The sequence below is a fragment of the Sphingobium ummariense RL-3 genome, from assembly GCF_000447205.1.
GTDB lineage: Bacteria > Pseudomonadota > Alphaproteobacteria > Sphingomonadales > Sphingomonadaceae > Sphingobium > Sphingobium ummariense.
Map to the genome: position 1 here is coordinate 96,440 of NZ_AUWY01000047.1, position 20,741 is coordinate 117,180.

Sequence of the window (20,741 nt, forward strand, 5' to 3'; positions counted from 1 at the left end):
GGATGACCGATGATGTGGCCCGCCGCAGCCTATTGATGGCGGCACCAACTGTCCTGCTCGGCGGTACGCTCGCATCCCCCACCCAAGCGGCAGAAGCTTCGCAACTGCCCCCTCCCCGGCTCGATCATGCGATGCGCTTCAACGTGCTGATTGGGCCTGCACAGGAACTGGGGCAGGTAGACGGCGTCCGTAAGCGGATCATTCCCATAACCGGCGGGATGGTGGAGGGACCGCGGCTCAAGGGCCGGATCCTGCCCGGCGGCGCCGACTGGCAATCGATCCGCGCCGACGGCACGGCCGACATACTGGCGCGCTATGCGATAGAAGCGGAGGACGGCACAGTTATATCGGTCATAAACCCCGGCTATCGCCACGGCCCCGCGCCCGTTCTCGCGCGCATCGCCGCAGGGGAAGATGTTGATCCGGCCCTCTACTATTTCCGGACGACGCCCCGTTTCGAAGTAGCGCAGGACGGCCCTCATGCCTGGCTGGGCCGCACGATATTCCTGTGCACTGCCGCGCGATATCGTGACCATGTGCGGCTCGATATCTTTTCGGTCGGCTGAGCATCGAAAGGCGCAATGAGCATGACTGGCGACTCCGCCGATATCAAACGCCTGATGGACGAGGCGCCGATGAGCCGCGCGCAGCTGGCGGCAATTGTCCTGTGCGTCCTGCTGAACGCCCTCGACGGCTTTGATGTATTGGCGATCAGCTTCGCTTCACCGGGTATCGCCGCGGAATGGGGCGTCGATCGTGCCGCATTGGGTATCATCCTTTCGATGGAGCTGATCGGCATGGCCGTGGGGTCGGTTCTGTTGGGCTCGCTTGCCGACAGGATCGGCCGGCGGCCGACAATCCTTTTCTGCCTGATCGTCATGACCGCGGGGATGCTGGCTGCCACACAGGCCTCCAGCATCCAGTCGCTCTCTGCAATCCGACTGTTCACCGGCCTCGGGATCGGCGGGATGCTCGCCTGCACCAACGCGATGGTAGCCGAACTCGCCAACGCGCGGGCACGCAGCCTGGCCGTGTCGATCATGGCGGCGGGATATCCTGTCGGCGCGATACTGGGTGGATCGATCGCCTCCATGCTGCTCGTGGGAGGAGACTGGCGGGATGTGTTCCTGTTCGGCGCGATCGCTACAGGCATCTTCCTGCCACTGACGTTCCTGTTGCTCCCGGAATCCATCGGGTTCCTGCTGCAAAGGCGGCCTGCCCGCGCGCTCGACAGGGTCAACCAGCTTCTGACGCGCTTCGGCCATCAGCCAGCGACGACGCTGCCCCCGCCAGATGAAAGCGCGCCCAGGCCTGCCATGCGGACATTGTTCGAACAGGGGCTGGCGCGCACAACCCTGCTGCTGACGGCGGCCTATTTCGCCCATATCATGACATTCTATTTCATCCTGAAATGGGTGCCGAAGATCGTTGTCGACATGGGTTATGCCGCCTCCGCTGCCGGGGGCGTGCTGGTGTGGGCGAATGTCGGAGGCCTCGCCGGCGCCCTGTTGCTCGGCCTGCTCAGCTGGCGAATCCGTATCCGGACGCTTGTGATCGCGGCAATGCTGTTGTCGACGGTGATGGTCACGGTTTTCGGTCAGGGACAGTCCAGCCTGGCCGGACTCGCGCTGATCGCGGCAGCCGCCGGCTTCTTCACCAACGCTGGCGTGGTCGGATTATATGCCATCACCGCACAGTCGTTCCCCACCGCAGTCCGAGGTGCGGGCACGGGGATCGTCATAGGCATCGGCCGGGGTGGCGCGGCGCTGGGGCCGATCATCGCAGGTTTCCTGTTCAGCCTGGGCTTCGGGCTGTCATTGGTCGCGATGGCCATGGCGGCGGGCTCTCTCATCGCAGCGGCCGCCTTGTCGGCGCTGCGTCCCAACAGATCATAAGGAGGATCGCCATGGACCTGCAAGCCGGAAGGTCAGTCCATCTGGCCGCGCAACGTGTGGTATGTCGCCTGCACCCCTGACGAGATCGACGGCCGGCCGATCGGTCGTAAAATATGCGGCGAACAGATGGTGCTGTTCCCGTCCGGAGAAGGCAAGGTAGCCGCACTCGACGATTTCTGCCCGCATCGCGGCGCGCTCCTGTCGCTGGGTTTCCTGCGCGATAGCACGCTGGTTTGCGGCTATCACGGCCTTGCCATGGGATGCGCCGGAGAGGCCGTCTCCATGCCGGACAGAGGATCAAGGGCTTCCTGCCCATTCGAAGCTATCCGGCGCTGGAGCGATACGAAACCTATGTCCATGCGAGCAGCATCGGCCAGAGGAGATCGACGAGGCGGCGGTCAAGACGCGCGCGGACGAGGATGCCAACAAACTCGCCCGGATCGCTTGGGTCGTGCTGACCCGCAAGGAGGCCTATCACCCCACGCGAACTTGACCTGATCAAACCCAGGTCACCCAAAATTGTAATAGCAGTCGATGATGAGTGAAGATCGAGCCAATGGTAAGGTCAACCCGTCTGATTCACTGCGCTTCAAACGCGCGCGAGCTTGATTAGGGACCTCACCGGCGGATTTCCATCAGGGCCAGCGGTAGCCAAACGCCGCACAAACAGGCCGGACATATGAAAGCAACCGATCAAAACCCACACCGGCACAATGCCTTTGCCAAGGGGGGCGTCCACATATGGCCTCTTGGGAATCCCCCCGTTCAATCACACACGGAATGACTCTAGGCTGGGAGCCTCAGGCGCGTCGGAAGTTGGGCTTCAGAACCCTTGCGCCATCGCGCATCTCGTCGAGCTGATCCGACCAGTACTGCATCATCCGCACGCGCTCGTCCCAATATTCGCCGCGCGTGTAGGCTCGCCGGATGGCGTTGGTCTCCATATGGGCGAGTTGGCGCTCGATGGCGTCGGGATTGAATTTGCCCGTTTCGTTGAGCAGCGTCGCCGCCATCGCCCGGAAGCCGTGCGCCGTCATCTCCTCCGGGCCGAACCCTAGCGCGCGAAGGGCAGCGTTGACCGTGTTCTCCGACATCGGGCGACGCGGCGAGCGGAAGGAGGGAAAGCAATATCGTCCTGTGCCCGTCAGCTCCCAGAGCTGCTCGAAAAGCGCAGTCACCTGCGTGGATAGCGGCACGCGGTGCGGCCGTCGCATCTTCATCTTCTGCTCGGGGATGTTCCAGACCGAGCGGTCGAAGTCGAATTCGCTCCACTCGGCCTGTCGCAGTTCGCCCGGGCGGACGAAGAGATGGGCCGACAGCCTGAGCCCGAACAGGGTGATGGCATGACCGGTATAGCCCTCGATCGCGCGCATGAGTTCACCGGCGCCCTTGGGTGTCGTGATGGCGGCGAGATGCTTGGCCTTGGGTACGGTGAGCGCGCCGCGCAGATCACGCGCCGGATCGGTTTCGGCCCGCGTGGTTGCGATGGCGTAGCGGAACACGCGGCTGAGAACGCTGCGCATGCGCAGCGCGCTTTCATATCGGCCGGTTGCCTCGATCGAACGGAGCATGGCAAGCACTTCCTGGGCGGTGATCTTGGCGACCGGGCGGTTGCCGATCCTGGGATAGGCCTTGTCGAGCAACCAGCGGATCTTGCTGAGGGTGATCTCTGCCATCCCTTCGCGTTCCTGCTTGGCAACCCATTCCTCAGCGACGAGCCTGAAGCTGTTTTCCTCGGACAGCATCGCGCGGGCTTCGGCAAGCTTCGCTTCGTGCGAAGGATCGAGGTCAGCGGCGATCAACTTGCGGGCTTCGTCGCGCCGCTCGCGCGCATCGGCGAGGCCGACGTCGGGCCACGCGCCGAAAGAGAGCGTGTGCTGCTTGCCGGGATAGGCGTAGTTGAGACGCCAGAGCTTGCGGCCGTTCGGCTTGACGAGGAGATAGAGGCCGGCGCCGTCGGTGAGCTTGTATTCGCGTTCCCTCGGCCTGGCGCTCGTGACAGTGGTCGCGAAGAGTTTTCCCATGGTATCGGCCCGTCCATAAGGGGCCTTCGATACCATGCAGGATACCATATTTGTTCCCGATTGGTGCCGGATCAGCCCGGATTTGACCGGACGACCTTAGCACAAAAAACGTCTGAAATCAGCCACTTTCGGGACGTCCCCGGACGCTGCCGGAAGAACAAATGGTGCAGAAGAGCTTGATCGCTGGGCAGCTAAGCAATTGATTTGGCAATCAAATCTTAGACTTGCGAACTCGCCGAGGGCAGCATTAGCATGCTTTCAGTTGGTGGAAAAGGCCGGACGGTAATGGACTTGGAGATTTGAGTCCTTGCGTCGAGCTACTCGGCCTGTTCCTGAGGCTAACGAGTTGTTCAAGACGACAGTTAGCTGACCGTCTGCGCGGGGGCTCCTCAGAAGGGCAGCGGACTGTCGATCTTCACGAGATCATGGGCGATGAGCGGGCCGCCGGGAGACTGGAACAGGCGGCTGCCATGTTCGACACCACCCAGGTTCAGCCCGAAGAAGCCGAGCTGGTCGATCAGCTTGGCAACCTCGGCCTTTGCACCCTCGTCGTCGCCGGCGTAGAACAAGACGCGCCGTCCGCCGTCGACGTCGGGGGCCTTCTCCAAATTCATGAAGAAGTGGTGGTTGAACGCCTTCACCACGCGGGCGCCTGGCGCCCATTCCTGAACGATCGCGGTGGAGGCGCGCCCGCCGATATCGATCGGCGGCAGCGGCGGCTTTTGCATGTTGTTGTTGGTGTCGACGAGGATGCGGCCGTTCCAGTCGAGCCCGGCGAGTGCACCCTGCAGTTTTGGCCAGTTCACTGAGACGAAAACGATGTCCTTGGCCGCCGCTTCCTCGCGGGTGCCCGCCGTGATCGACGGCCCTGCCTTGGCCACGAGGTCAGCAAGCGTTTCCGGCCCGCGGCTGTTGGCGATCGTCGCCGGAATGCCCTTAGCGCCGAGACGCTGGGCGATGGCACCGCCAATCATTCCAGTGCCAATGATTCCGATGGTGGGCATGTGTGGTCTCCAATTCGTTCACAAGAAGGGGGCAGCCAGGACCAAGGGCAGGCCCTGGCCGCGGTTGTGGCTAGGCTCAGGACTCGTTGATCACAGCCAGAAGAGCACGGTAGCTGCGAGGGCGATGGCGGAGAAGAAGACGGTTGGGCAGCGGTCGTAGCGGGTTGCCACACGGCGCCAGTCTTTCAGGCGGCCGAACATGATCTCGATGCGGCTGCGGCGTTTGTATCGGCGCTTGTCGTATTTCACTGGAAAGGAACGGGATTTCCGGCCCGGGATGCAGGGCGTGATGCCCTTTTGCTCGAGCGCGTCCCTGAACCATTCGGCGTCATAGCCCCGGTCAGCCAGCATCCACTGCGCCTTGGGCAGATCATCGAGCAGGGCTGCCGCGCCGGTGTAATCGCTGATCTGGCCGGCCGTGATGAAGAAGCTCAAGGGGCGGCCGTTGGCATCGGTGACGGCGTGAAGCTTGGTGTTCATGCCGCCCTTGGTCCGTCCGATCAGGCGGCCGAGATCCCCTTTTTTACCCCAAGGCTGGAAGCCGTGCGGTGGGCCTTGAGATAGGTCGCATCGATCATGAGGGTCTGCGGTTCGGCTTTCTGGGCGGACAGACCCTCCATCATCCGGCCAAACACGCCCATCTCGCCCCACCGTTTCCATCGGTTGTAGAGCGTCTTGTGCGGACCGTATTCCCTGGGCGCGTCTCGCCAGCGCAGCCCGTTGCGATTGACGAAGATGATCCCGCTCAGCACCCGCCGGTCATCAACCCGAGGCTTGCCGTGACTCTTGGGAAAATACGGCGACAAACGCGCCATCTGCTCGTCCGTCAGCCAATACAGGTCGCTCATGCTCAGTCTCCTCGCGGAGCCTGAATCACATCGCTCTCAGCCAATCAATGGGTCCTGAGCCTACTGCCTGACCGCATTCATATCCCCACCTCGGCGGGTAAGGCCACGCGCTTTGGTCGACTGATCGACCTGCTTGTCGAAGAATGCGCCGACGACTATCCCGGCAGGGACATGTTCCTGCAACGGATGCTGGAAGCGCTCCTTATAGAGGCCTTGCGTTGGCAGGGCGTTGGGACTGATGGAAGTACGGTTGCAGGTTTGCTCAGCGGCATGCGAGACCCGGCGATCGCCCGGGCGCTTCGGGCTATCCATGCTGACGTGCGCGCTGGCTGGACCGTCGCCGGGCTCGCCGGCATCAGCGGCATGTCACGCTCGGCCTTTTCGGATCGGTTCGGCGCGCTAATCGGCTGCGCGCCGATCGAGTATCTCGCGCGCTGGCGGATGGCGCTGGCGAAGGAGGCGCTGGCGCGAGGATCCAAGTCGCTGGACCGGATCGCCGAGGAAATTGGCTATGAATCGGCCAGCGCCTTCAGCACCGCTTTCCGTAAACGACTGGGCTGCCCGCCGGGCAGATTTGCGCGAGAGGCGGCCGCATAGACAGACACGCAATTGAAGCGCAGGCAAGCCCATCGCTGAGGTGCGGCGCATGGCAGGGAAACGCGCTTTCCTGCCCATACCCTCTACTGCACTGATTGCGGTAGCTCAGCGCTAAAGCTGAACAGCCGGCAGGTTTCAGTCGCCGGGATCGGCCGCATGAACGGTGGCTATGTCGGCGGTCGCAGTCAATTGAGCTCGCCCGAACGGATTCATGCTAGCAGCGGTTCGAACTTGGCAAACTGCTGGGTACTCGGGCAATCGGCGCAGTCGCGAGCCGGCCGCGCGTGCTGATGCGACTGCAACTGGCGCGGCAAAGCCTGAAGATCCACGATGCTATGAAGGTCCTCAACTGAAACGCCGAAATGCTCGGGCGCGAAGCTACATGGCGCAATGCGGCCGGCTTCGTCGATAAACAGGAAGGTTTCCGCTACCCTGCAGTCGGCGATGGGCATCGGCCGGCCGGCGACGGTGTCGGCGAGTCGCTCCAGATAGGCGGCCCCGCCAACCAACATTGTTCCCATCCGGCCGAGTTCGGCCCGCAGCTGCGGCATTTCAGCGGCCAGTTGTGCGACATCGCCGGGGCGCAGGCGATGGTCGGGATAGAATTCGGGTCGATCGCGCCCGCCCAGCTGATTGAAGCTAATTTCGTCGATGCCCCAGTCGGCAAGTGTGTGGCACAACGTGGCGAAACCGTCGATGTTATCCCGCATCAGCACGATGTTGGCGCGCACCTTCAGCCCCGCGCCCGCAGCGTCCCGCTCGCTTGTCAGCGCTGGCACGCTCTGCGCGAGCTTGTCGAACGCGCCGCGCCAGCCGCGCATGGCATCATGGAAGCTGGCCATGCCATCGATGCTGATCGTGACCTCGCGATAGCGCTGCACAAGCTCCGCGCGCACGCGCGGCGCACCCAGGCGGGTGCCGTTGGTGGTCAGGCTGAGTCCAATGCCCCACCGTGCCGCGCGTTCGTCCAGCTCGGCACGCGGTGCCCAAAATAATGGCTCGCCGCCGAGCCAGCTCAACAGCACCGGATGTCCGGTTTCGCTCCGCCACGCCCCGAGCAGGTCGATGAGCCGCGCGACCTGCGCCGGATCCGCCTCTTCGCGCGGCAGGGTGAGACGTTTGTCGTAGGCGCAGAACGGACACGCCAGATTGCAGTGGTTCGAGACGCGCCACAGGACAATCATCCCGCCGCCTCCAGGCGGACCGGTGCGTCCGCAAGGTCATCGGCGATGACCTGTTCGATCGGTCGCGCAATGCCGCGGGTAAGCCCCATCGGCACTTCGACCGCGAATCCACGCGCGACGAGACCCTCGATTGCCCAGCGTACGCAATAGTCGGCAGCGACGCCGATCACCGTCGCTTCAGTGACGCTCCGCGCCTTCAACTCCGCAAAGAAAGCGTCCCGCGCAACCTGCTCACCTGTCGCGACCGCCGTAACTGTGAGGTCGGGCTCGGCCCACATGTCGAAGACGCCCTTTTCGAGGAGGTAGACCGGGATTGCAGGATCGATCGTGCCTGGATCGAGCACATTCTCCCATCCGGGCGTGCCCTTCTCGCAGTGTGGTGGAAACTGTTCGGCCTCGGCCGAACCCGCATAGATCTCAGACACGTGCGTGTCCGCCGTGAAGAGCACACCAGCCACATCTTCGGTACGCAGACCCGCGAGCCAGGCTTTCATTGGTGGTACGATCGCCTCTGCTCCAGCCACCGGCAGCGCCCCGTCTGCGGCCACGAAATCCCGCTGCATGTCCACCACAATCGCGAAACCCTTCATATGTCATCTCCTTGCATTTGACATATGCGTATGTCGCACATAAGTAAAGCGCATAACGCATGTAAGGTCGAGTCGATGGACGAAGCTGCCTTTCTCGAAAGCTATGATCCCACCGCATACGAACGCCCGTCGGTCGCAGTGGATTTGATCCTGATGAGCGTGGTCGATGGCGCGCCTTCCGTGTTGCTGACGCGACGCGACCAACACCCGTTTGCCGGGGAATGGGCGTTGCCCGGCGGCTTTGTCGGGATCGGCGAAAGCCTTGATGAAGCAGCACTCCGCATCCTCGCCGCGAAGGCGCGGATGTCGGATGCCTATGTCGAGCAGCTTTATACGTTCGGGGCGGTCGATCGTGACCCGCGGACGCGGATCATCAGCGTCGCCTATTTCGCGCTCCTTCCGGCAGACCGCTTCGCGGCTGCGCTGAAATCCGCCCCCGAGCTGGCGCTCGCGGAACTCACCGTACTATGGCCCGGCGAGACAGGCGGCCCTATCGAGGCGCGCATCGGCGACGGCGATCCGCTGCAACTCGCTTTTGACCACGGCGCGATGCTCAGCCTCGCGGTGCGTCGCCTGCGCGGCAAGCTCGATTACTCCGGGATCGCCTTCGCGCTCCTGCCCCAGCGTTTCACGTTGCGCGCCTTGCAGGACATCTACGAAGCCATCCTTGACACCAAGCTCAACAAGCCCGCCTTTCGCCGCCGCATGCTGGATCGCGGCTGGCTGGAAGCGACGGGCGAGCGCGAGACCGGCGCGTCGTTCCGTCCGGCCGAACTCTATCGCTACCGTAAAGCAGAAGGGGAACAATGATGGCACATGTCCGCACTTTCGGCTTCGCTGCCCAGCTTCGCGCCGACGCGAGCAGCCATGTCATTCGCTATCGCAACGGCCGCGCGCGGCAGAGCGGGCGTGGCCTCGTCTTCTGGTTTCGCCCGGAGACCGCCAGCATTGCCGAGCTACCGATGGACGACCGCGAGATGGCGCTGTTCGTCAAAGGCCGCAGCCAGGATTTCCAGACCGTGGCGGTGCAGGGCACGCTGACGTGGCGCGTTGCCGATCCCGAGCTGCTCGCGGCGCGCGTGGATTTCACGATAGGCCTGCGCAGCGGTAGCTGGACCGCTGAGCCCATTCAGCGCATTGAGACCCGTCTTGCCGGCCTGGTCAATCAGGCGGTGCTGCAATATCTCGCACAGGCACCAGTGCAGGCGCTGCTCGATGGGGGGCCGGACCCCTTGCGCGGCGCGCTGCAGACGGCGCTGGCGCACGATCCGGCGCTGGGCGAGATTGGTCTCGAAGTCGTCGCGATCCGGCTCACCAACCTCGCGCCCAGCGCCGAACTGGAACGCGCGCTCCAGACGCCCACCTTCGAGGCGCTCCAGCAAAAGGCGGATCAGGCGACGTTCGAACGTCGGGCGCTCGCCGTGGAGAAAGAGCGTGCCATCGCCGAGAACGAGCTCGCCAATCGGACCGAACTCGCTCGCCGCGAGCAGCAGCTGATCGCGGAGGAAGCCACAAACGCCCGCACGCGTGCGGCTGGCCTCGCCGAAGCGCAGCAGGTCGAGGCGGCCGCCGAGGCGGAGCGCATCCGCACGATCGAGGGCGCCAAGGCGGACGCCGAGCAGGCGCACATCGCGATTTACCGCGATCTGCCGCCTGCGGTTCTGCTCGGCCTCGCGGCGCGCGATCTGGCGGGCAAGTTGGAGACGATCGAACATCTGAACGTGACGCCCGATCTGCTGGCCAGCCTCGTCGGCGAGTTCCGCCGCGAAGCGTCTGCGCTTCCGGCCCGGTGAAGGCGCGATGCCGACCAACAGTCCCCGCGCGGTCTTCGTCACTCGGGAGAGCGACTATGAACTGCTGCTTGCGCGCCATGCCACGCGCGAGCAGGCGCGGTTCTTCCTCGAGACGCGCGGCCAGCGGATCGAGACGCTGGAGGATCGCGACCGCCAGCTGCACGACGCCTTGAAACAGGCGCGACTCGCGGTGCCGGACGACTGGCGGCAGGCGCATGTGCGCCGTCCCGATCTGGACCGGTTCCTGTTCGGTCCGGAGGACGTGATCGTGCCGGTCGGCCAGGACGGGCTTGTCGCCAACGTCGCTAAATATCTCGCTAGCCAACCCGTGCTGGGCGTGAATCCGTCGCCCGACCTCTATGACGGCATCCTGGTCCGCGTGCCCGTACGGCGGCTCGCCGATCTGCTTCGCGCCGCCGCCGCAGAACAGGCGCCGATCGAGCGCCGCACGATGGTCGAAGCCCGGCTCGACACCGGAGAGCGCCTGCTCGCGCTCAATGAAGTGTTCGTGGGCCATCGCAGCCACCAGTCCGCGCGCTACAGCATCGAGGTCGGCGGAGGCCACGAGGATCATAGCTCGAGCGGTCTGATCGTCGCATCGGGAACCGGCGCCACCGGCTGGGCTCGTTCGATTATGGAATCGATGGGGACGCACCTGCCGCTGGCGCCCGAGGAGCGCGCCGTCGCCTATTTCGTCCGCGAGCCCTTTCCGAGCATCGCCACTGGCACCAGCCTGCGTGCAGGCAAACTTGCCGGCGAACCGATCGAGATCACCTCGCGGATGAACGATGGCGGCGTGATCTTTGCGGACGGCATGGAACAAGACTTTCTGGTGTTCGACTGGGGCCGCCGCGTATCCGTGGCTCCCGCTGCCCATGCCCTTCAACTCGTCACCGGCTGAGGATCGACCAATGCCCGTCACTGATATCGCGACTCGCGTCTATAACCATGGTTGGCGGCTCGATCCGGTCGTCCGAAGCCTGCTCGACACCGACTTCTACAAGCTGCTGATGCTGCAGATGATCCGGCATCTGCATCCGGACGTGCAGGCAACCTTCTCGCTGATCAATCGCAACAAGTCGGTGCGATTGGCGGAGGTGATCGACGAGACGGAGCTGCGCGAGCAACTTGACCATGCGCGCACGGTCCGCTTCTCCAAGAAGGAGCTGATCTGGCTCGCTGGCAACAGCTTCTACGGCAAGCAGCGCATGTTCGCGTCGGACTTCATCGAATGGCTCGCCGATTTCCAGCTGCCGGACTACGAGCTGCGCAAGATCGATGGCCAGTTCGAGCTGCACTTTGACGGGCCGTGGACGCACACGACGATGTGGGAGATTCCGGCGCTCGCCATCGTCAACGAGCTGCGTTCGCGGGCAGCGCTCAAAGGCAAAGGCCGCTTCGAGCTCGACGTGCTCTATGCTCGCGCCAAGGCTAAGCTCTGGGAAAAGGTCGAACGGCTGCGCCAGCTCCCCGACCTCGTCATTTCGGACTTCGGCACTCGCCGCCGCCACGGCTTCCTCTGGCAACGCTGGTGCGTCGAGGCGCTCAAGGAGGGGCTGGGACACCGCTTCATCGGTAGTTCGAACGTGCTGCTCGCGATGGACAACGATCTCGAGGCGATCGGCACGAATGCGCACGAGCTACCGATGGTGCTGGCCGCTCTCGCCGATAACGACGCAGGGATTGCGGCCGCGCCCTATCGGGTGCTGGAGGAATGGCGGGCACATTATGACGGCAACCTGCTGATCGCGCTCCCGGATGCCTTTGGCACCACCGCCTTCCTGCGCCACGCCCCGGATTGGCTCGCCGACTGGACCGGTTTCCGTCCCGACTCCATGCCCCCGATCGAAGGCGGCGAGCAGATCATTGCCTGGTGGCAGGCGCATGGCCGCGATCCTCGCACCAAGCTGCTGATCTTTTCCGACGGTATGGATATCGACGGCATCGAAGCGACGTATCGCCACTTTCATGGCCGGGTGCGGATGAGCTTCGGCTGGGGCACCAATCTCACAAACGATTTCCGCGGCTGCGATCCCGATGGCGGACACGGGCTGGAACCTATTTCGCTCGTTGCCAAGGTGATCAGCGCCAACGGGCGTCATGCCGTGAAGCTCTCCGACAATCCTTCCAAGGCGACCGGTGATCCTATCGAAATCGAGCGCTACCTGAGGATTTTCGGGCAAGATGGTCGAATGCAGCAAACCATCGCAGTTTAATCAGCCGCTGACCGACGCGCCTAAGTTATTTTAGAGTCCCCTTGAGGGAGGAACCCCTCCGACTTCAGTCGGATGCTGGCTTCAGCCACAGACTCGGCCAGTAGCCTGTACCCTCGGAGAAAAATGAACAGCCCAAAGGGCGAGGGTTCATTTTTCTCCGAGGGTACAGGCTATGGGCTACAGCAGCGGTTGTCACACGACATTTCATCATCGCTACCATCTGGTCTGGGCGCCGAAATATCGGTTCAAAGTGCTGCATGGCGAGGTGCGCTTGCGGGTCCGGGAGATCATTCGACAGGTTTGTGCCGAAATGGGCGTGACGATCGTTCATGGCGTACTGTCGCGCGATCATGTCCACATGTTCGTGGAAATCCCTCCGCATGTCTCGGTCAGCGACTTCGTTCGCCGTGCCAAGGGGCGATCGTCGCGCAAAATCCAGCAGGAGTTCGAGCACATCCGCAAGCGCTATTGGGGCCACGCTTCTGGCAGCGCGGTTACTTCTCCACCACGTCCGGCAACATCACCGATGACATCATCCTGCGTTACCTCGACAAACATGGCCACAAGAACGGCTTCAGCCCCTCGCCATGATCCTACCGGCGTCAGCCGGTCAGTCATTCAGCCATATACGAGATCGAGACGAACGATCTCAACGCGTTCAAACGAGCGCTCGGCGCCCGGGCCAAGGAGATCGAGATCAGCCCCGCGCTAGACCGCGCCAGCATCAAGATGACTTATTACGAGCAGCTGACGCTTTGCGCGACCGCCGAAAACCCACTTCCTTCCGGGAAATAGGATGTTCGGTGGATCCCCCATAAAGCCGGCCTGACCTACAGGGATGGGGCGTGTGGGTTTCAATCCAGGATAAAGCAGGCGCCAGGGGGGTGGGATCACCCGTCAGGATCGTCGCAGATTATAGCAAGAAAGGTTTGAAATGGCGGATGGCAGTGCGGAGAATCAGCCGGCGGGGTATGTGCCGCTGAAGGTCTGGAGCTGGAACAAGAGTAATGGCGGCCAGTTCGCCAGCACCAATCGTCCGATTTCCGGTGCGACGAGCGAGAAGGAATTGCCCGTCGGTCGGCATCCCTTGCAGCTTTATTCGCTCGGCACGCCCAATGGGCAGAAGGTCACGGTCCTGCTCGAGGAGTTGCTCGCCGTCGGCCATGCGGACGCCGATTACGATGCCTGGCTGATCGATATCGGCAAGGGCGACCAGTTCGGCAGTGGCTTCGTCGCGGCAATCCCAACTCCAAGATTCCGGCGTTGGTCGACTATAGCGTTGACTCGCCCATCCGCTTGTTCGAGAGCGGGTCCATCCTGTTCTATCTGGCGGAGAAGTTCGGCGCATTTCTGCCTGCCGAGCAGCCGGCGCGGGCTGAAACGATAAACTGGCTTATGTGGCAGATGGGCTCGGCGCCGTTTGTGGGCGGCGGGTTCGGCCATTTCTTCGCTTACGCCCCATTCAAGATCGAATATGCGATCGATCGCTATGCGATGGAGACCAAGCGCCAGCTGCACGTGCTCGACACGCATCTTGCCGATCGCAAATATCTGATCGGCGATGATTATACGATCGCGGATATGGTGGTCTGGCCCTGGTACGGCGGATTGATCAACGGCGCCTATGACGCGCGGGAATTCCTGAACCTGAGCGAGTACCGGCATCTTGAGCGCTGGACGAAGTGCATTGCGGAACGACTGGCGGTCAAGCGCGGATGTATTGTCAATCGCAGCACCGGCGAGCCGGGAACGTTTCTGCGTGAACGCCACGACGCCGCGGACTTCGATCGGGCCGGGCAAGGACAGTCCTTAAACGGGATTATTGATAAGCAGGCCAGCGCCCCGCCGGCACGCTCGGGATGACCGTGCGTCCTACGGCGCCGACAGCATTTATCAGGCATAGTCGATCACCGCTGAGAGGCCGCTTCGCGCAAGCGCTATGGCAGCTGCGCGCCCGATTCCGCCGGCCCTTCGGTGATGATTGCGGCTGTCTTTGCTTGGCTTGTTGATTGCCGCTGAGAAGTGATCCGGGGAGGCCAGCAATTTTCACTGAGAAGTGACCCATGTTTGAACACGTCCCTGGCTTTGGCGAGCGGGGGACCATGGAGAATTGGACACGGCATTATTGAGCGTCATCCGACGCTGGCATTCCCGTGATCATCTGTCGAACCGGGAGATAGCCAAGCGCGCCGGTTTATCCCGTAACACCCTCCGCAAGTATCTGCGGTCGGACACAGTCGAGCGCAGTTCAAGGGGCCCGAGCGGCCAAGCAAGCTCCTCTCTGGAACAGCGGCGCAATCCGCATTTCAACCGGCGCAGTCGGCTGAAACGTCCCTTGCGAGGTAGCCTATGGCACTCGCGGGTGTCTGCCGGTCTACCGCGTAATTCAGGAACATAGCCCAAGCCCAAAACGACATTCGGTCGGTGCGGGCGGAGGCCCGCATGACCCCGACCAAGCTGCTCATCGGACAGATCCTCGTGGTGCTCGCGATTATCGTCGCGAGCATCTGGGTTGCTACGCAATGGGCGGCGGCGCAACTGGCCTATCAGCCTGAGCTCGGCCCACCCTGGTTTATGGCGTTCGGCCAACCTGTCTACCATCCATGGTCAATCTTCCCGTGGTGGTTCTCATTCGACGCCTATGCGCCGATCATATTTGATGAAGCGGGTGCGATCGCAGCGGCCGGCGGGTTCATCGGGTGCGGCGCCGCCATCTTCGGATCGCTGTGGCGCGCCCGGCAGTCGAACAACCTCACCACCTACGGCTCGGCGCGCTGGGCGAACCATCGTGATATCAAAGCCGCTAGTCTGCTCGATAGCAAGGGCGTTGCGCTCGGGCGGATCGGCGCCGATGACCTGCGCCATGACGGCCCAGAACATGTCATGGCGTTTGCGCCGACCCGCTCGGGCAAGGGCGTCGGTCTCGTCGTGCCGACGCTGCTCAGCTGGACCGGCTCGACCGTCGTTCATGACATCAAGGGCGAGAACTGGCAGCTGACCGCCGGCTGGCGGGCGCGCTTCTCGCACTGTCTGTTGTTCAACCCGACCGACGCCCGCTCGGCGCGTTACAATCCGCTGCTCGAAGTGCGGCGTGGCGTGAACGAAGTCCGCGACGTGCAGAATATCGCCGATATTCTCGTGGACCCGGAAGGCGCGCTCGAGCGTCGAAATCACTGGGAAAAAACCAGCCATTCTCTGCTGGTCGGCGCCATCCTCCATGTGCTCTACGCCGAGGAGGAGAAGACGCTCGCCAACGTCGCTTGCCTTCTGTCCGATCCTCAGCGCAGCTTCGCCGCGACGCTGCGACGGATGATGGCGACCAACCATCTCGGCACCGAAGATGCCCCGCTGGTCCACCCGGTGGTCGCCTCAGCCGCGCGCGAACTCCTCAACAAGAGCGAGAACGAACGCTCGGGCGTGCTTTCGACGGCGCGCTCCGACGCAAGGCGGAAGCCGATCGGGCTGCCGCGCCGGTCGCCACGGGACTGTCCGTCGAGACGCTTCACTTCAACTACGCGATCAGCGGCGATAAACCGGGATGGCGTCCGCTACGCGCGTTCGACGACGGCCAGCGGACCTATGTCGAATTCCCCGCGTCGCTGGCGAGCAACGAGGCGCCGCCACTGTTCCTCGTCGATCGCGAGGGCAAGGCAGAGCTGGTCAATTATCGGTTGAGCGGCCGCTTCTACGTCATCGACCGGATCTTCGATGCCGCCGAGCTTCGGCTTGGCCTCAAAAGGCAGCAGATCGTGCGCATCGACCGGATCGCGCCCCAAGGCACATCCAAGTCCAAGCGGAGGGGCGCATGACCGAGACCGCCACAATCGCACCAGGCGCGTCGGGTTCGTCGGCGCAGGCGGGTCCGGCAAAGCTCGATCCCGAGACCCTCGCCATTCGCTCACGGCCGGCGCGTGCGATCCGCTTCCGCAAGGGTGCGATAATCGGCATCGCGGCGCTTGGATCCGCCAGCCTGATGGGGATAGCCTGGCTGGCGCTCAAGCCGCAGGTGTTCCGGCAGATCGCACAGGATAGCGAATTGTCTCAGCCGATGTCGAAGCCGGCGTCCGATGCACTCTCCGGCCTGCCGTCCAGCTACGGCGACGCGCCCAAGCTCGGGCCGCCGCTTCCCGGCGATCTCGGTCGGCCGATCCTGCGGGCTCAGCAGCAGGCGGAGGGCATGACCCCGGACGCGCGGGTGGATGCTGCCGAAGCCGAGCGCCAGCAACGCCTCGCCGATCTGAAGGCCGCGCGAGAATCGGGATTGATGGCGCAGATACAATCGGGTCGTGCTGCTCCCGTTTCGCCGGGCGGCGATTCAACGGCGGGCGGCTCGGGGACGCCCCCGGCAACCACGGCAACCGGCACGCGCAAGGAGCAATTTGCTTCCGCGCGCGACAAGGATGGCGATCTCAATTCCGGGGGGGTGGTCGCGCCGGTCTCGCCCAACAGCCTGCTTGCCGGCAGCGTCATCGCGGCGAGCCTCATCACCGGGCTGAACTCCGATCTGCCCGGCATGGTCACCGCGCAGGTAACGCAGAATGTCTTCGACACGGTGACGGGCAATATCTTGCTGGTGCCGCAGGGTGCCCGCCTGATCGGCAAATACGATTCCGTCGTCGCGTTCGGTCAGCGGCGTGCGCTCGTTGTCTGGCAGCGTCTCATCCTGCCAGATGGCGGCTCGATCAGTCTCGACAATATGCCCGCTACAGATCCGGCAGGCTACGCGGGGCTCGCCGACAAGGTGGATTTTCACACGTGGACGCTGCTCAAGGGCGTGGCGATCGCCACGTTGCTGGGCGTCGGCTCGGAATTGTCGATCTCGGGGGAAAGCGATCTCGTTCAGGCCATTCGTGAATCAGCGCAATCGAACACGGCGCGCGCCGGCGACCAGATCACGCAGCGGAATCTCGACATCCAGCCGACCATCACGATCCTGCCGGGCGCACCCGTCAGAGTGCTGGTGACCCGCGATCTTGTTCTGACGCCTTGGCGCAACATGGTTGGGAATTGATCGATGGTGGACCTGAAACTCGGAAGGCTGCCCGATCGCACCCCGGTCAAGCTCGCTATCACCATCACGCCAGACCTGCAGAGCGCCCTCAACGATTACGCTGCGCTCTACGCTCAAGCTTATGGCCGCGAGGAACCGGTCACCGAACTGATCCCCGCCATGCTGGCGGCGTTCCTCGACAGCGACCGCAATTTCGCGAAGGCGCGCGACGAAGCGCGCAAGGGGCGGCCATGATCGAGCGGGCCTGGGAGCAGAAAATCGAACCGCTCACGGTGCGTATTTCGACGGCCGTCCGCATCACCGGACTCAGCCGATCCCGGATATACGAGCTGATCCAGTCCGGCGATCTTGAAACAACGAAGGTCGGGCGGGCAACCTTGGTGCAGTATCGAAGCCTGAAGTCGCTGACCGGGAATGACGCGGCGAGCCCGGAAAGCCAGGTCTGAAGCGTCAGAGGCCGGCGGGTGTGCCATCCACATAGCCCTCAAATGCATAGTCGTTGAGGATCTGACGCCGCCACAGGAAGGCGCGATCGATTTGGGCAAGCCCGGCTTCGTCGCAGACCTCGCCCCAGTTCGCGATGATCGCACCGGCCTGCTCGTTGATGATTGTCCGCGCGTTCGCGTCACTGAGCAGGAAGGACGGAGCGGACAAGCGGCAATTTTCGAGAAGGCTCCGCCGGTCCTGTCCAATCACAGCCATGGCCTGGTTCACTTCCCGGCCGTTCCGCGCCTGGGGACAAATGTCGTAGGCGGGGGTCAGTGCCAGCGCCTTCCCATCCCATAGCGCAGCATGGTTGCGGGCGTGATCGTCCGTATTTCCGACCAGGATGTTGAACGTCATGCGCGCGAACAATTCGCGCAGCGTTTCTCGCGGCTCGACGAAACGCGCACGCACGATCTGCGCGAGCTCGACATAGCTTCCATAGTGCGCTTGGAGTTCGGTCAGCCCTTGCATCGTCAGCGCGGACACCATCGCCTTGCGCGTCCATCCTCCTCCGACCTTCGCTCTGTCGAAGCGCTGCACAAGGAGGACATCCTTGCCATTTGCCTCCGTGAGAGTGACCGGCGCGACATCCAGGCCGATCCGCTCGGCGAGGCGCATTGCCACGAATTCCGATTTGACTACCGCGTAGGTGTCGTTCGTTGCCGAGAACTTGGCGATGAACTTCGTGCCTCCATTCTCGATGAGCGCCTTTGGACGCGCACCACCGATCGAGCTGCCGTGGAACAGGGCTTTCTCCAGGCCCGCCGGAATCGGTTCGCCGCGCTCGACATGGCCCGCGGCGTCCTGCAACTCCTCGAGAGTCGCATTCTCCTGCTCGCGTGGCTCGTAGGTCTCGGCCGACCGCTGGAAGTCGAGTGCACCGATGCGGTCCGACCCCGAGTTGAGCATGAATGTAAGCTCGTCGAAATCGACGTCATTCGCTGCGTCGCCCTGCAGGCCCGTCAGGCGGTTGATGATGACGCGCCGTCCCCAAGCGTCGGGCGCGCCGTCGCGGAGGCACCCCGCCATGTCGAGTGGCAGGTCCGGCGCGATCGGTCCGCGCTTGAGGTCGAGCTCAGGCGAGTAGATCGGGATAGCGTCATCGCGGTTGAGATAGGATCGGCCGTAGGTGAAGATATGAGTGTTGCCGTCCCGCTCGATTCGACCAGCGATAACGGGGTCTAGCGCACCCGGAAGCCAGATCCAGACAAACGCCTCCTTGGCAGCGGGCACGCCAGCTTCCGCCTCAGAAGTCATCGCGCGGTTCCGATCGCGGACGGCGGACAGATTGCGGCAGCAAGGCCAACTTGTCGTCGATCCGCGATATCTCGGGCGCGAGGCGTGACGGCTCGTCCACGAACAGCGGTACGCCCAGCAAGGCGGCGGCTTCGAATGCCAAGCCTATCTCGACTTTGGGCTGGCCCTTTTCGATCGCTTGAAGTGTGCCGCGCGCTATCCCGATGCGTGCAGCAAGGTCCACTTCCGACATCTTCCGCTGCTTGCGTGCGAGACGGATCGACCGACCTAGCAGCGCCAGAGCCTCGCCCGTGGTGCGCGAATATGTTCTCAGATGTTCTGCCACCTTTACCCTCAATCGATCATTACAGTGAGCACGGATTTGCTTCCTGCTCATTATAGTGAGCATTTAACGCTTGAGGCTGGAAATTTCAACCCATCGTCCAGTATGATAGGCACGAACTGCTTTCGTGGCCAACAAAATGATCAATAGGGCAATGACGCGAGACGGTAACGTCGTCTCGCGTCATCGAGCTTTTATCGACGAGCCGTGCTCTTGCCGAAGTGGCCATGCAGCACCTTACCCCCGTCTCGCAGAAGATCGAGATAGTCCGACCAGTGCTGCATCATCCGGACACGCTCATCCCAATATTCGCCGCGAGCATAGGCTCGCCGGACCTGGTTGGTGTCGACATGGGCGAGCTGACGCTCGATCGCATCGGGGTTCCATTCTCCCATCTCGTTTAGCAACGTCGCGGCCATCGCCCGGAAGCCGTGCGCGGTCATCTGGTCCGTCGTGTAGCCGAGCTTGCGCAGGCCCTGGTTGACGGCATTCTCCGACATCGCCTTGCGCGGCTTGCCGAGGCACGGGAACAGGTATTTCCACCAGTGCGTGTGCTCGTGAAGCTCCTTGAGCATCGCGATCACCTGCCGTGACAGCGGCACCCGGTGCGGCCGTCGCATCTTCATACGCTCAACAGGGATGAACCAGATCGCCTCGTCGAAATCGATATCGGTCCATTCCGCCTGCCGCAGCTCGCCCGGACGAAGCAGCACATGAGGGGAGAGGCGCATCGCCATCACTGTCACCTTGTGCCCGGTATAGCCGTCGATCGCCCGCAGCAGCGCGCCCACCTCTGACGGTCGGGTGATGGCCGCAAAATGCTTGACCTTGGGTACGGCGATAGCGCCACGAAGATCAGCGGCGACATCCTTGTCGCACCTAACGGTCGCCACGCCGTATCGGAACACCCGGCTCAGCACGCTGCGCATGCGCCGCGCACTCTCGTAGGCGCCGGTTGCCTCAACCTTGCGCAGGACGGCGAGCGCCTCATGCGGTGTGATCTGCGCGATCGGGATGGTGCCGAGTAATGGATAGGCCTTGGCGAGCAACCAGCGAATCTTGTCGACCGTCACCGGGGCGAGACCGTCCCGCTCGCATTTGATGAGCCATTCCTCGGCCACCGCCTGGAACGTGTTGGCAGCGGCGTACTTGGCAGCGATCCGCGCGCGCTTCTTCTCCAGTGCCGGATCGATCCCTTCGGCAATCTTCTTCTTGGCCTCGTCGCGCCGGGCACGCGCTTCCGCGAGGCTGATCGTTGGCCATCCCCCGAGGTGGAGTTTCTTCTGCTTATCGAGAAAGCGGTAGTTGAAGCGCCAGAGCTTCGAGCCGTTGGGTTGGATGACGAGGTAGAGGTTTTGTGAATCGGACAGGTTCCAAGCCTTCGCTCTCGGCTTGGCGGCATTGATCTGGATGTAGGTCAGCATGGTCGTATTCCCAGCAAGGCCGGGTCGATCCGAGGGCAATAAAAAGGGCAGCATTTGTGGTCGCTGCACATGCCCTTAGCCGGATTTCGC

The 20,741-nt window shown here is 63.1% G+C and carries 18 protein-coding genes and 6 pseudogenes; 16 read left to right on the top strand and 8 right to left on the bottom strand.

What is annotated here, in order from left to right:
- Positions 1–2 precede the first annotated feature (2 nt).
- Genes M529_RS30340 through M529_RS48225 form a run of 3 tightly spaced genes read left to right on the top strand, consistent with a single transcriptional unit; the run spans position 3 to position 2,393 of the window.
- Positions 3–566: a DUF3237 domain-containing protein gene (locus M529_RS30340; RefSeq protein ID WP_021317027.1), complete on the top strand. Its 564-nt coding sequence runs from the start codon at positions 3–5 to the stop codon at positions 564–566.
- A gap of 21 nt (positions 567–587) precedes the next feature.
- Positions 588–1,895 carry an MFS transporter gene (locus M529_RS30345; protein ID WP_031294570.1) on the top strand — a complete coding sequence of 436 codons (1,308 nt, stop codon included), beginning with the start codon at positions 588–590 and terminating at the stop codon, positions 1,893–1,895.
- A 54-nt stretch (positions 1,896–1,949) separates the two neighbouring features.
- Positions 1,950–2,393 (top strand): Rieske 2Fe-2S domain-containing protein, encoded by a 444-nt coding sequence (locus M529_RS48225; RefSeq protein ID WP_236617651.1) that lies wholly within the window; start codon positions 1,950–1,952, stop codon positions 2,391–2,393.
- Between the two features lie 302 nt (positions 2,394–2,695).
- Here the strand turns inward: M529_RS48225 and M529_RS30350 are convergent, their stop codons facing one another.
- From M529_RS30350 to M529_RS48230, 3 genes are all read right to left on the bottom strand, one after another.
- Positions 2,696–3,919 (bottom strand): tyrosine-type recombinase/integrase, encoded by a 1,224-nt coding sequence (locus M529_RS30350; protein WP_021317029.1) that lies wholly within the window; start codon positions 3,917–3,919, stop codon positions 2,696–2,698.
- 389 nt (positions 3,920–4,308) lie between these two features.
- Complete coding sequence (locus tag M529_RS30355; protein ID WP_021317030.1) at positions 4,309–4,923, bottom strand: NADPH-dependent F420 reductase; 615 nt, start codon at positions 4,921–4,923, stop codon at positions 4,309–4,311.
- A gap of 90 nt (positions 4,924–5,013) precedes the next feature.
- Positions 5,014–5,771 (bottom strand): IS5 family transposase gene (locus M529_RS48230; RefSeq protein WP_128830903.1). Its coding sequence is split into 2 segments (ribosomal slippage): positions 5,014–5,438 and positions 5,438–5,771, totalling 759 coding nucleotides; the frame shifts between segments, so codons are not numbered across the junction.
- A 51-nt stretch (positions 5,772–5,822) separates the two neighbouring features.
- Here M529_RS48230 and M529_RS50795 point away from each other — a divergent pair.
- Positions 5,823–6,368, top strand: a pseudogene (locus tag M529_RS50795) (AraC family transcriptional regulator); the annotation flags it as partial.
- 209 nt (positions 6,369–6,577) lie between these two features.
- On the opposite strand, the gene M529_RS30370 reads toward M529_RS50795, so the two are convergent.
- Together M529_RS30370 and M529_RS30375 are read right to left on the bottom strand one after the other, a co-directional pair.
- On the bottom strand, positions 6,578–7,552 hold the full coding sequence (locus M529_RS30370) for a radical SAM protein (RefSeq protein ID WP_021317032.1): 975 nt from the start codon (positions 7,550–7,552) through the stop codon (positions 6,578–6,580).
- Positions 7,549–8,142, bottom strand: a complete 594-nt coding sequence (locus M529_RS30375; RefSeq protein ID WP_021317033.1) for a cysteine hydrolase family protein — start codon at positions 8,140–8,142, stop codon at positions 7,549–7,551. Before M529_RS30375 ends, M529_RS30370 begins: the two co-directional genes overlap by 4 nt.
- Before the next feature lie 75 nt (positions 8,143–8,217).
- Here M529_RS30375 and M529_RS30380 point away from each other — a divergent pair, with 75 nt between their 5' ends.
- From M529_RS30380 to M529_RS30425, 12 genes and pseudogenes are all read left to right on the top strand, one after another.
- Complete coding sequence (locus M529_RS30380; RefSeq protein ID WP_021317034.1) at positions 8,218–8,952, top strand: NUDIX hydrolase; 735 nt, start codon at positions 8,218–8,220, stop codon at positions 8,950–8,952.
- Positions 8,949–9,935: an SPFH domain-containing protein gene (locus M529_RS30385; protein ID WP_236617653.1), complete on the top strand. Its 987-nt coding sequence runs from the start codon at positions 8,949–8,951 to the stop codon at positions 9,933–9,935. The genes M529_RS30380 and M529_RS30385 overlap by 4 nt, the downstream gene beginning before the upstream one ends.
- A gap of 7 nt (positions 9,936–9,942) precedes the next feature.
- Complete coding sequence (locus M529_RS30390; protein ID WP_021317036.1) at positions 9,943–10,836, top strand: NAD(+)/NADH kinase; 894 nt, start codon at positions 9,943–9,945, stop codon at positions 10,834–10,836.
- A gap of 10 nt (positions 10,837–10,846) precedes the next feature.
- A complete protein-coding gene (gene pncB / locus M529_RS30395; RefSeq protein WP_021317037.1) occupies positions 10,847–12,151 on the top strand; it encodes a nicotinate phosphoribosyltransferase in 1,305 nt (434 codons plus the stop codon).
- 172 nt (positions 12,152–12,323) lie between these two features.
- Positions 12,324–12,742: pseudogene (gene tnpA / locus M529_RS30400) on the top strand (IS200/IS605 family transposase).
- A gap of 343 nt (positions 12,743–13,085) precedes the next feature.
- A pseudogene (yghU, locus tag M529_RS30405) lies at positions 13,086–14,014 on the top strand (glutathione-dependent disulfide-bond oxidoreductase).
- A gap of 247 nt (positions 14,015–14,261) precedes the next feature.
- Positions 14,262–14,428: pseudogene (locus M529_RS50720) on the top strand (winged helix-turn-helix transcriptional regulator); the annotation flags it as partial.
- A gap of 165 nt (positions 14,429–14,593) precedes the next feature.
- Positions 14,594–15,589 (top strand): annotated as a pseudogene (locus M529_RS49095) (type IV secretory system conjugative DNA transfer family protein); the annotation flags it as partial.
- Positions 15,583–15,960: pseudogene (locus M529_RS49100) on the top strand (TrbG/VirB9 family P-type conjugative transfer protein); the annotation flags it as partial. The pseudogenes M529_RS49095 and M529_RS49100, both read left to right, overlap by 7 nt.
- The gene (locus M529_RS30415; RefSeq protein WP_021317043.1) at positions 15,957–17,162 is read left to right on the top strand and encodes a TrbI/VirB10 family protein; all 1,206 of its coding nucleotides are present in this window, start codon (positions 15,957–15,959) and stop codon (positions 17,160–17,162) included. The pseudogene M529_RS49100 and the gene M529_RS30415, both read left to right, overlap by 4 nt.
- Positions 17,163–17,165: 3 nt before the next feature.
- Positions 17,166–17,396 carry a DUF2274 domain-containing protein gene (locus M529_RS30420; protein ID WP_021317044.1) on the top strand — a complete coding sequence of 77 codons (231 nt, stop codon included), beginning with the start codon at positions 17,166–17,168 and terminating at the stop codon, positions 17,394–17,396.
- Positions 17,393–17,608 carry a MerR family transcriptional regulator gene (locus tag M529_RS30425; protein WP_021317045.1) on the top strand — a complete coding sequence of 72 codons (216 nt, stop codon included), beginning with the start codon at positions 17,393–17,395 and terminating at the stop codon, positions 17,606–17,608. The genes M529_RS30420 and M529_RS30425 overlap by 4 nt, the downstream gene beginning before the upstream one ends.
- A 4-nt stretch (positions 17,609–17,612) precedes the next feature.
- Here M529_RS30425 and M529_RS30430 read toward each other — a convergent pair whose 3' ends face one another.
- The 3 genes from M529_RS30430 to M529_RS30440 form a co-directional block, all read right to left on the bottom strand.
- Positions 17,613–18,905: a type II toxin-antitoxin system HipA family toxin gene (locus tag M529_RS30430; RefSeq protein WP_021317046.1), complete on the bottom strand. Its 1,293-nt coding sequence runs from the start codon at positions 18,903–18,905 to the stop codon at positions 17,613–17,615.
- Positions 18,895–19,281 (bottom strand): helix-turn-helix transcriptional regulator, encoded by a 387-nt coding sequence (locus M529_RS30435; RefSeq protein WP_174391610.1) that lies wholly within the window; start codon positions 19,279–19,281, stop codon positions 18,895–18,897. The genes M529_RS30430 and M529_RS30435 overlap by 11 nt, the downstream gene beginning before the upstream one ends.
- Positions 19,282–19,421: 140 nt before the next feature.
- Positions 19,422–20,651 carry a tyrosine-type recombinase/integrase gene (locus M529_RS30440; RefSeq protein WP_021317048.1) on the bottom strand — a complete coding sequence of 410 codons (1,230 nt, stop codon included), beginning with the start codon at positions 20,649–20,651 and terminating at the stop codon, positions 19,422–19,424.
- Positions 20,652–20,741: the final 90 nt, after the last annotated feature.

What these genes read in the sequence shown, in the direction of transcription:
- M529_RS30375 (WP_021317033.1), bottom strand. Translation starts at nt 8,142, where the DNA reads ATGAAGGGTTTCGCGATTGTGGTGGACATGCAGCGGGATTTCGTGGCC.
- M529_RS30345 (WP_031294570.1), top strand. Translation starts at nt 588, where the DNA reads ATGACTGGCGACTCCGCCGATATCAAACGCCTGATGGACGAGGCGCCG.
- pncB (WP_021317037.1), top strand. Translation starts at nt 10,847, where the DNA reads ATGCCCGTCACTGATATCGCGACTCGCGTCTATAACCATGGTTGGCGG.
- M529_RS30370 (WP_021317032.1), bottom strand. Translation starts at nt 7,552, where the DNA reads ATGATTGTCCTGTGGCGCGTCTCGAACCACTGCAATCTGGCGTGTCCG.
- M529_RS30425 (WP_021317045.1), top strand. Translation starts at nt 17,393, where the DNA reads ATGATCGAGCGGGCCTGGGAGCAGAAAATCGAACCGCTCACGGTGCGT.
- M529_RS30390 (WP_021317036.1), top strand. Translation starts at nt 9,943, where the DNA reads ATGCCGACCAACAGTCCCCGCGCGGTCTTCGTCACTCGGGAGAGCGAC.
- M529_RS30415 (WP_021317043.1), top strand. Translation starts at nt 15,957, where the DNA reads ATGACCGAGACCGCCACAATCGCACCAGGCGCGTCGGGTTCGTCGGCG.
- M529_RS30385 (WP_236617653.1), top strand. Translation starts at nt 8,949, where the DNA reads ATGATGGCACATGTCCGCACTTTCGGCTTCGCTGCCCAGCTTCGCGCC.
- M529_RS30380 (WP_021317034.1), top strand. Translation starts at nt 8,218, where the DNA reads ATGGACGAAGCTGCCTTTCTCGAAAGCTATGATCCCACCGCATACGAA.
- M529_RS30355 (WP_021317030.1), bottom strand. Translation starts at nt 4,923, where the DNA reads ATGCCCACCATCGGAATCATTGGCACTGGAATGATTGGCGGTGCCATC.
- M529_RS30435 (WP_174391610.1), bottom strand. Translation starts at nt 19,281, where the DNA reads ATGAGCAGGAAGCAAATCCGTGCTCACTGTAATGATCGATTGAGGGTA.
- M529_RS30350 (WP_021317029.1), bottom strand. Translation starts at nt 3,919, where the DNA reads ATGGGAAAACTCTTCGCGACCACTGTCACGAGCGCCAGGCCGAGGGAA.
- M529_RS30430 (WP_021317046.1), bottom strand. Translation starts at nt 18,905, where the DNA reads ATGACTTCTGAGGCGGAAGCTGGCGTGCCCGCTGCCAAGGAGGCGTTT.
- M529_RS30340 (WP_021317027.1), top strand. Translation starts at nt 3, where the DNA reads ATGACCGATGATGTGGCCCGCCGCAGCCTATTGATGGCGGCACCAACT.
- M529_RS30440 (WP_021317048.1), bottom strand. Translation starts at nt 20,651, where the DNA reads ATGCTGACCTACATCCAGATCAATGCCGCCAAGCCGAGAGCGAAGGCT.
- M529_RS30420 (WP_021317044.1), top strand. Translation starts at nt 17,166, where the DNA reads ATGGTGGACCTGAAACTCGGAAGGCTGCCCGATCGCACCCCGGTCAAG.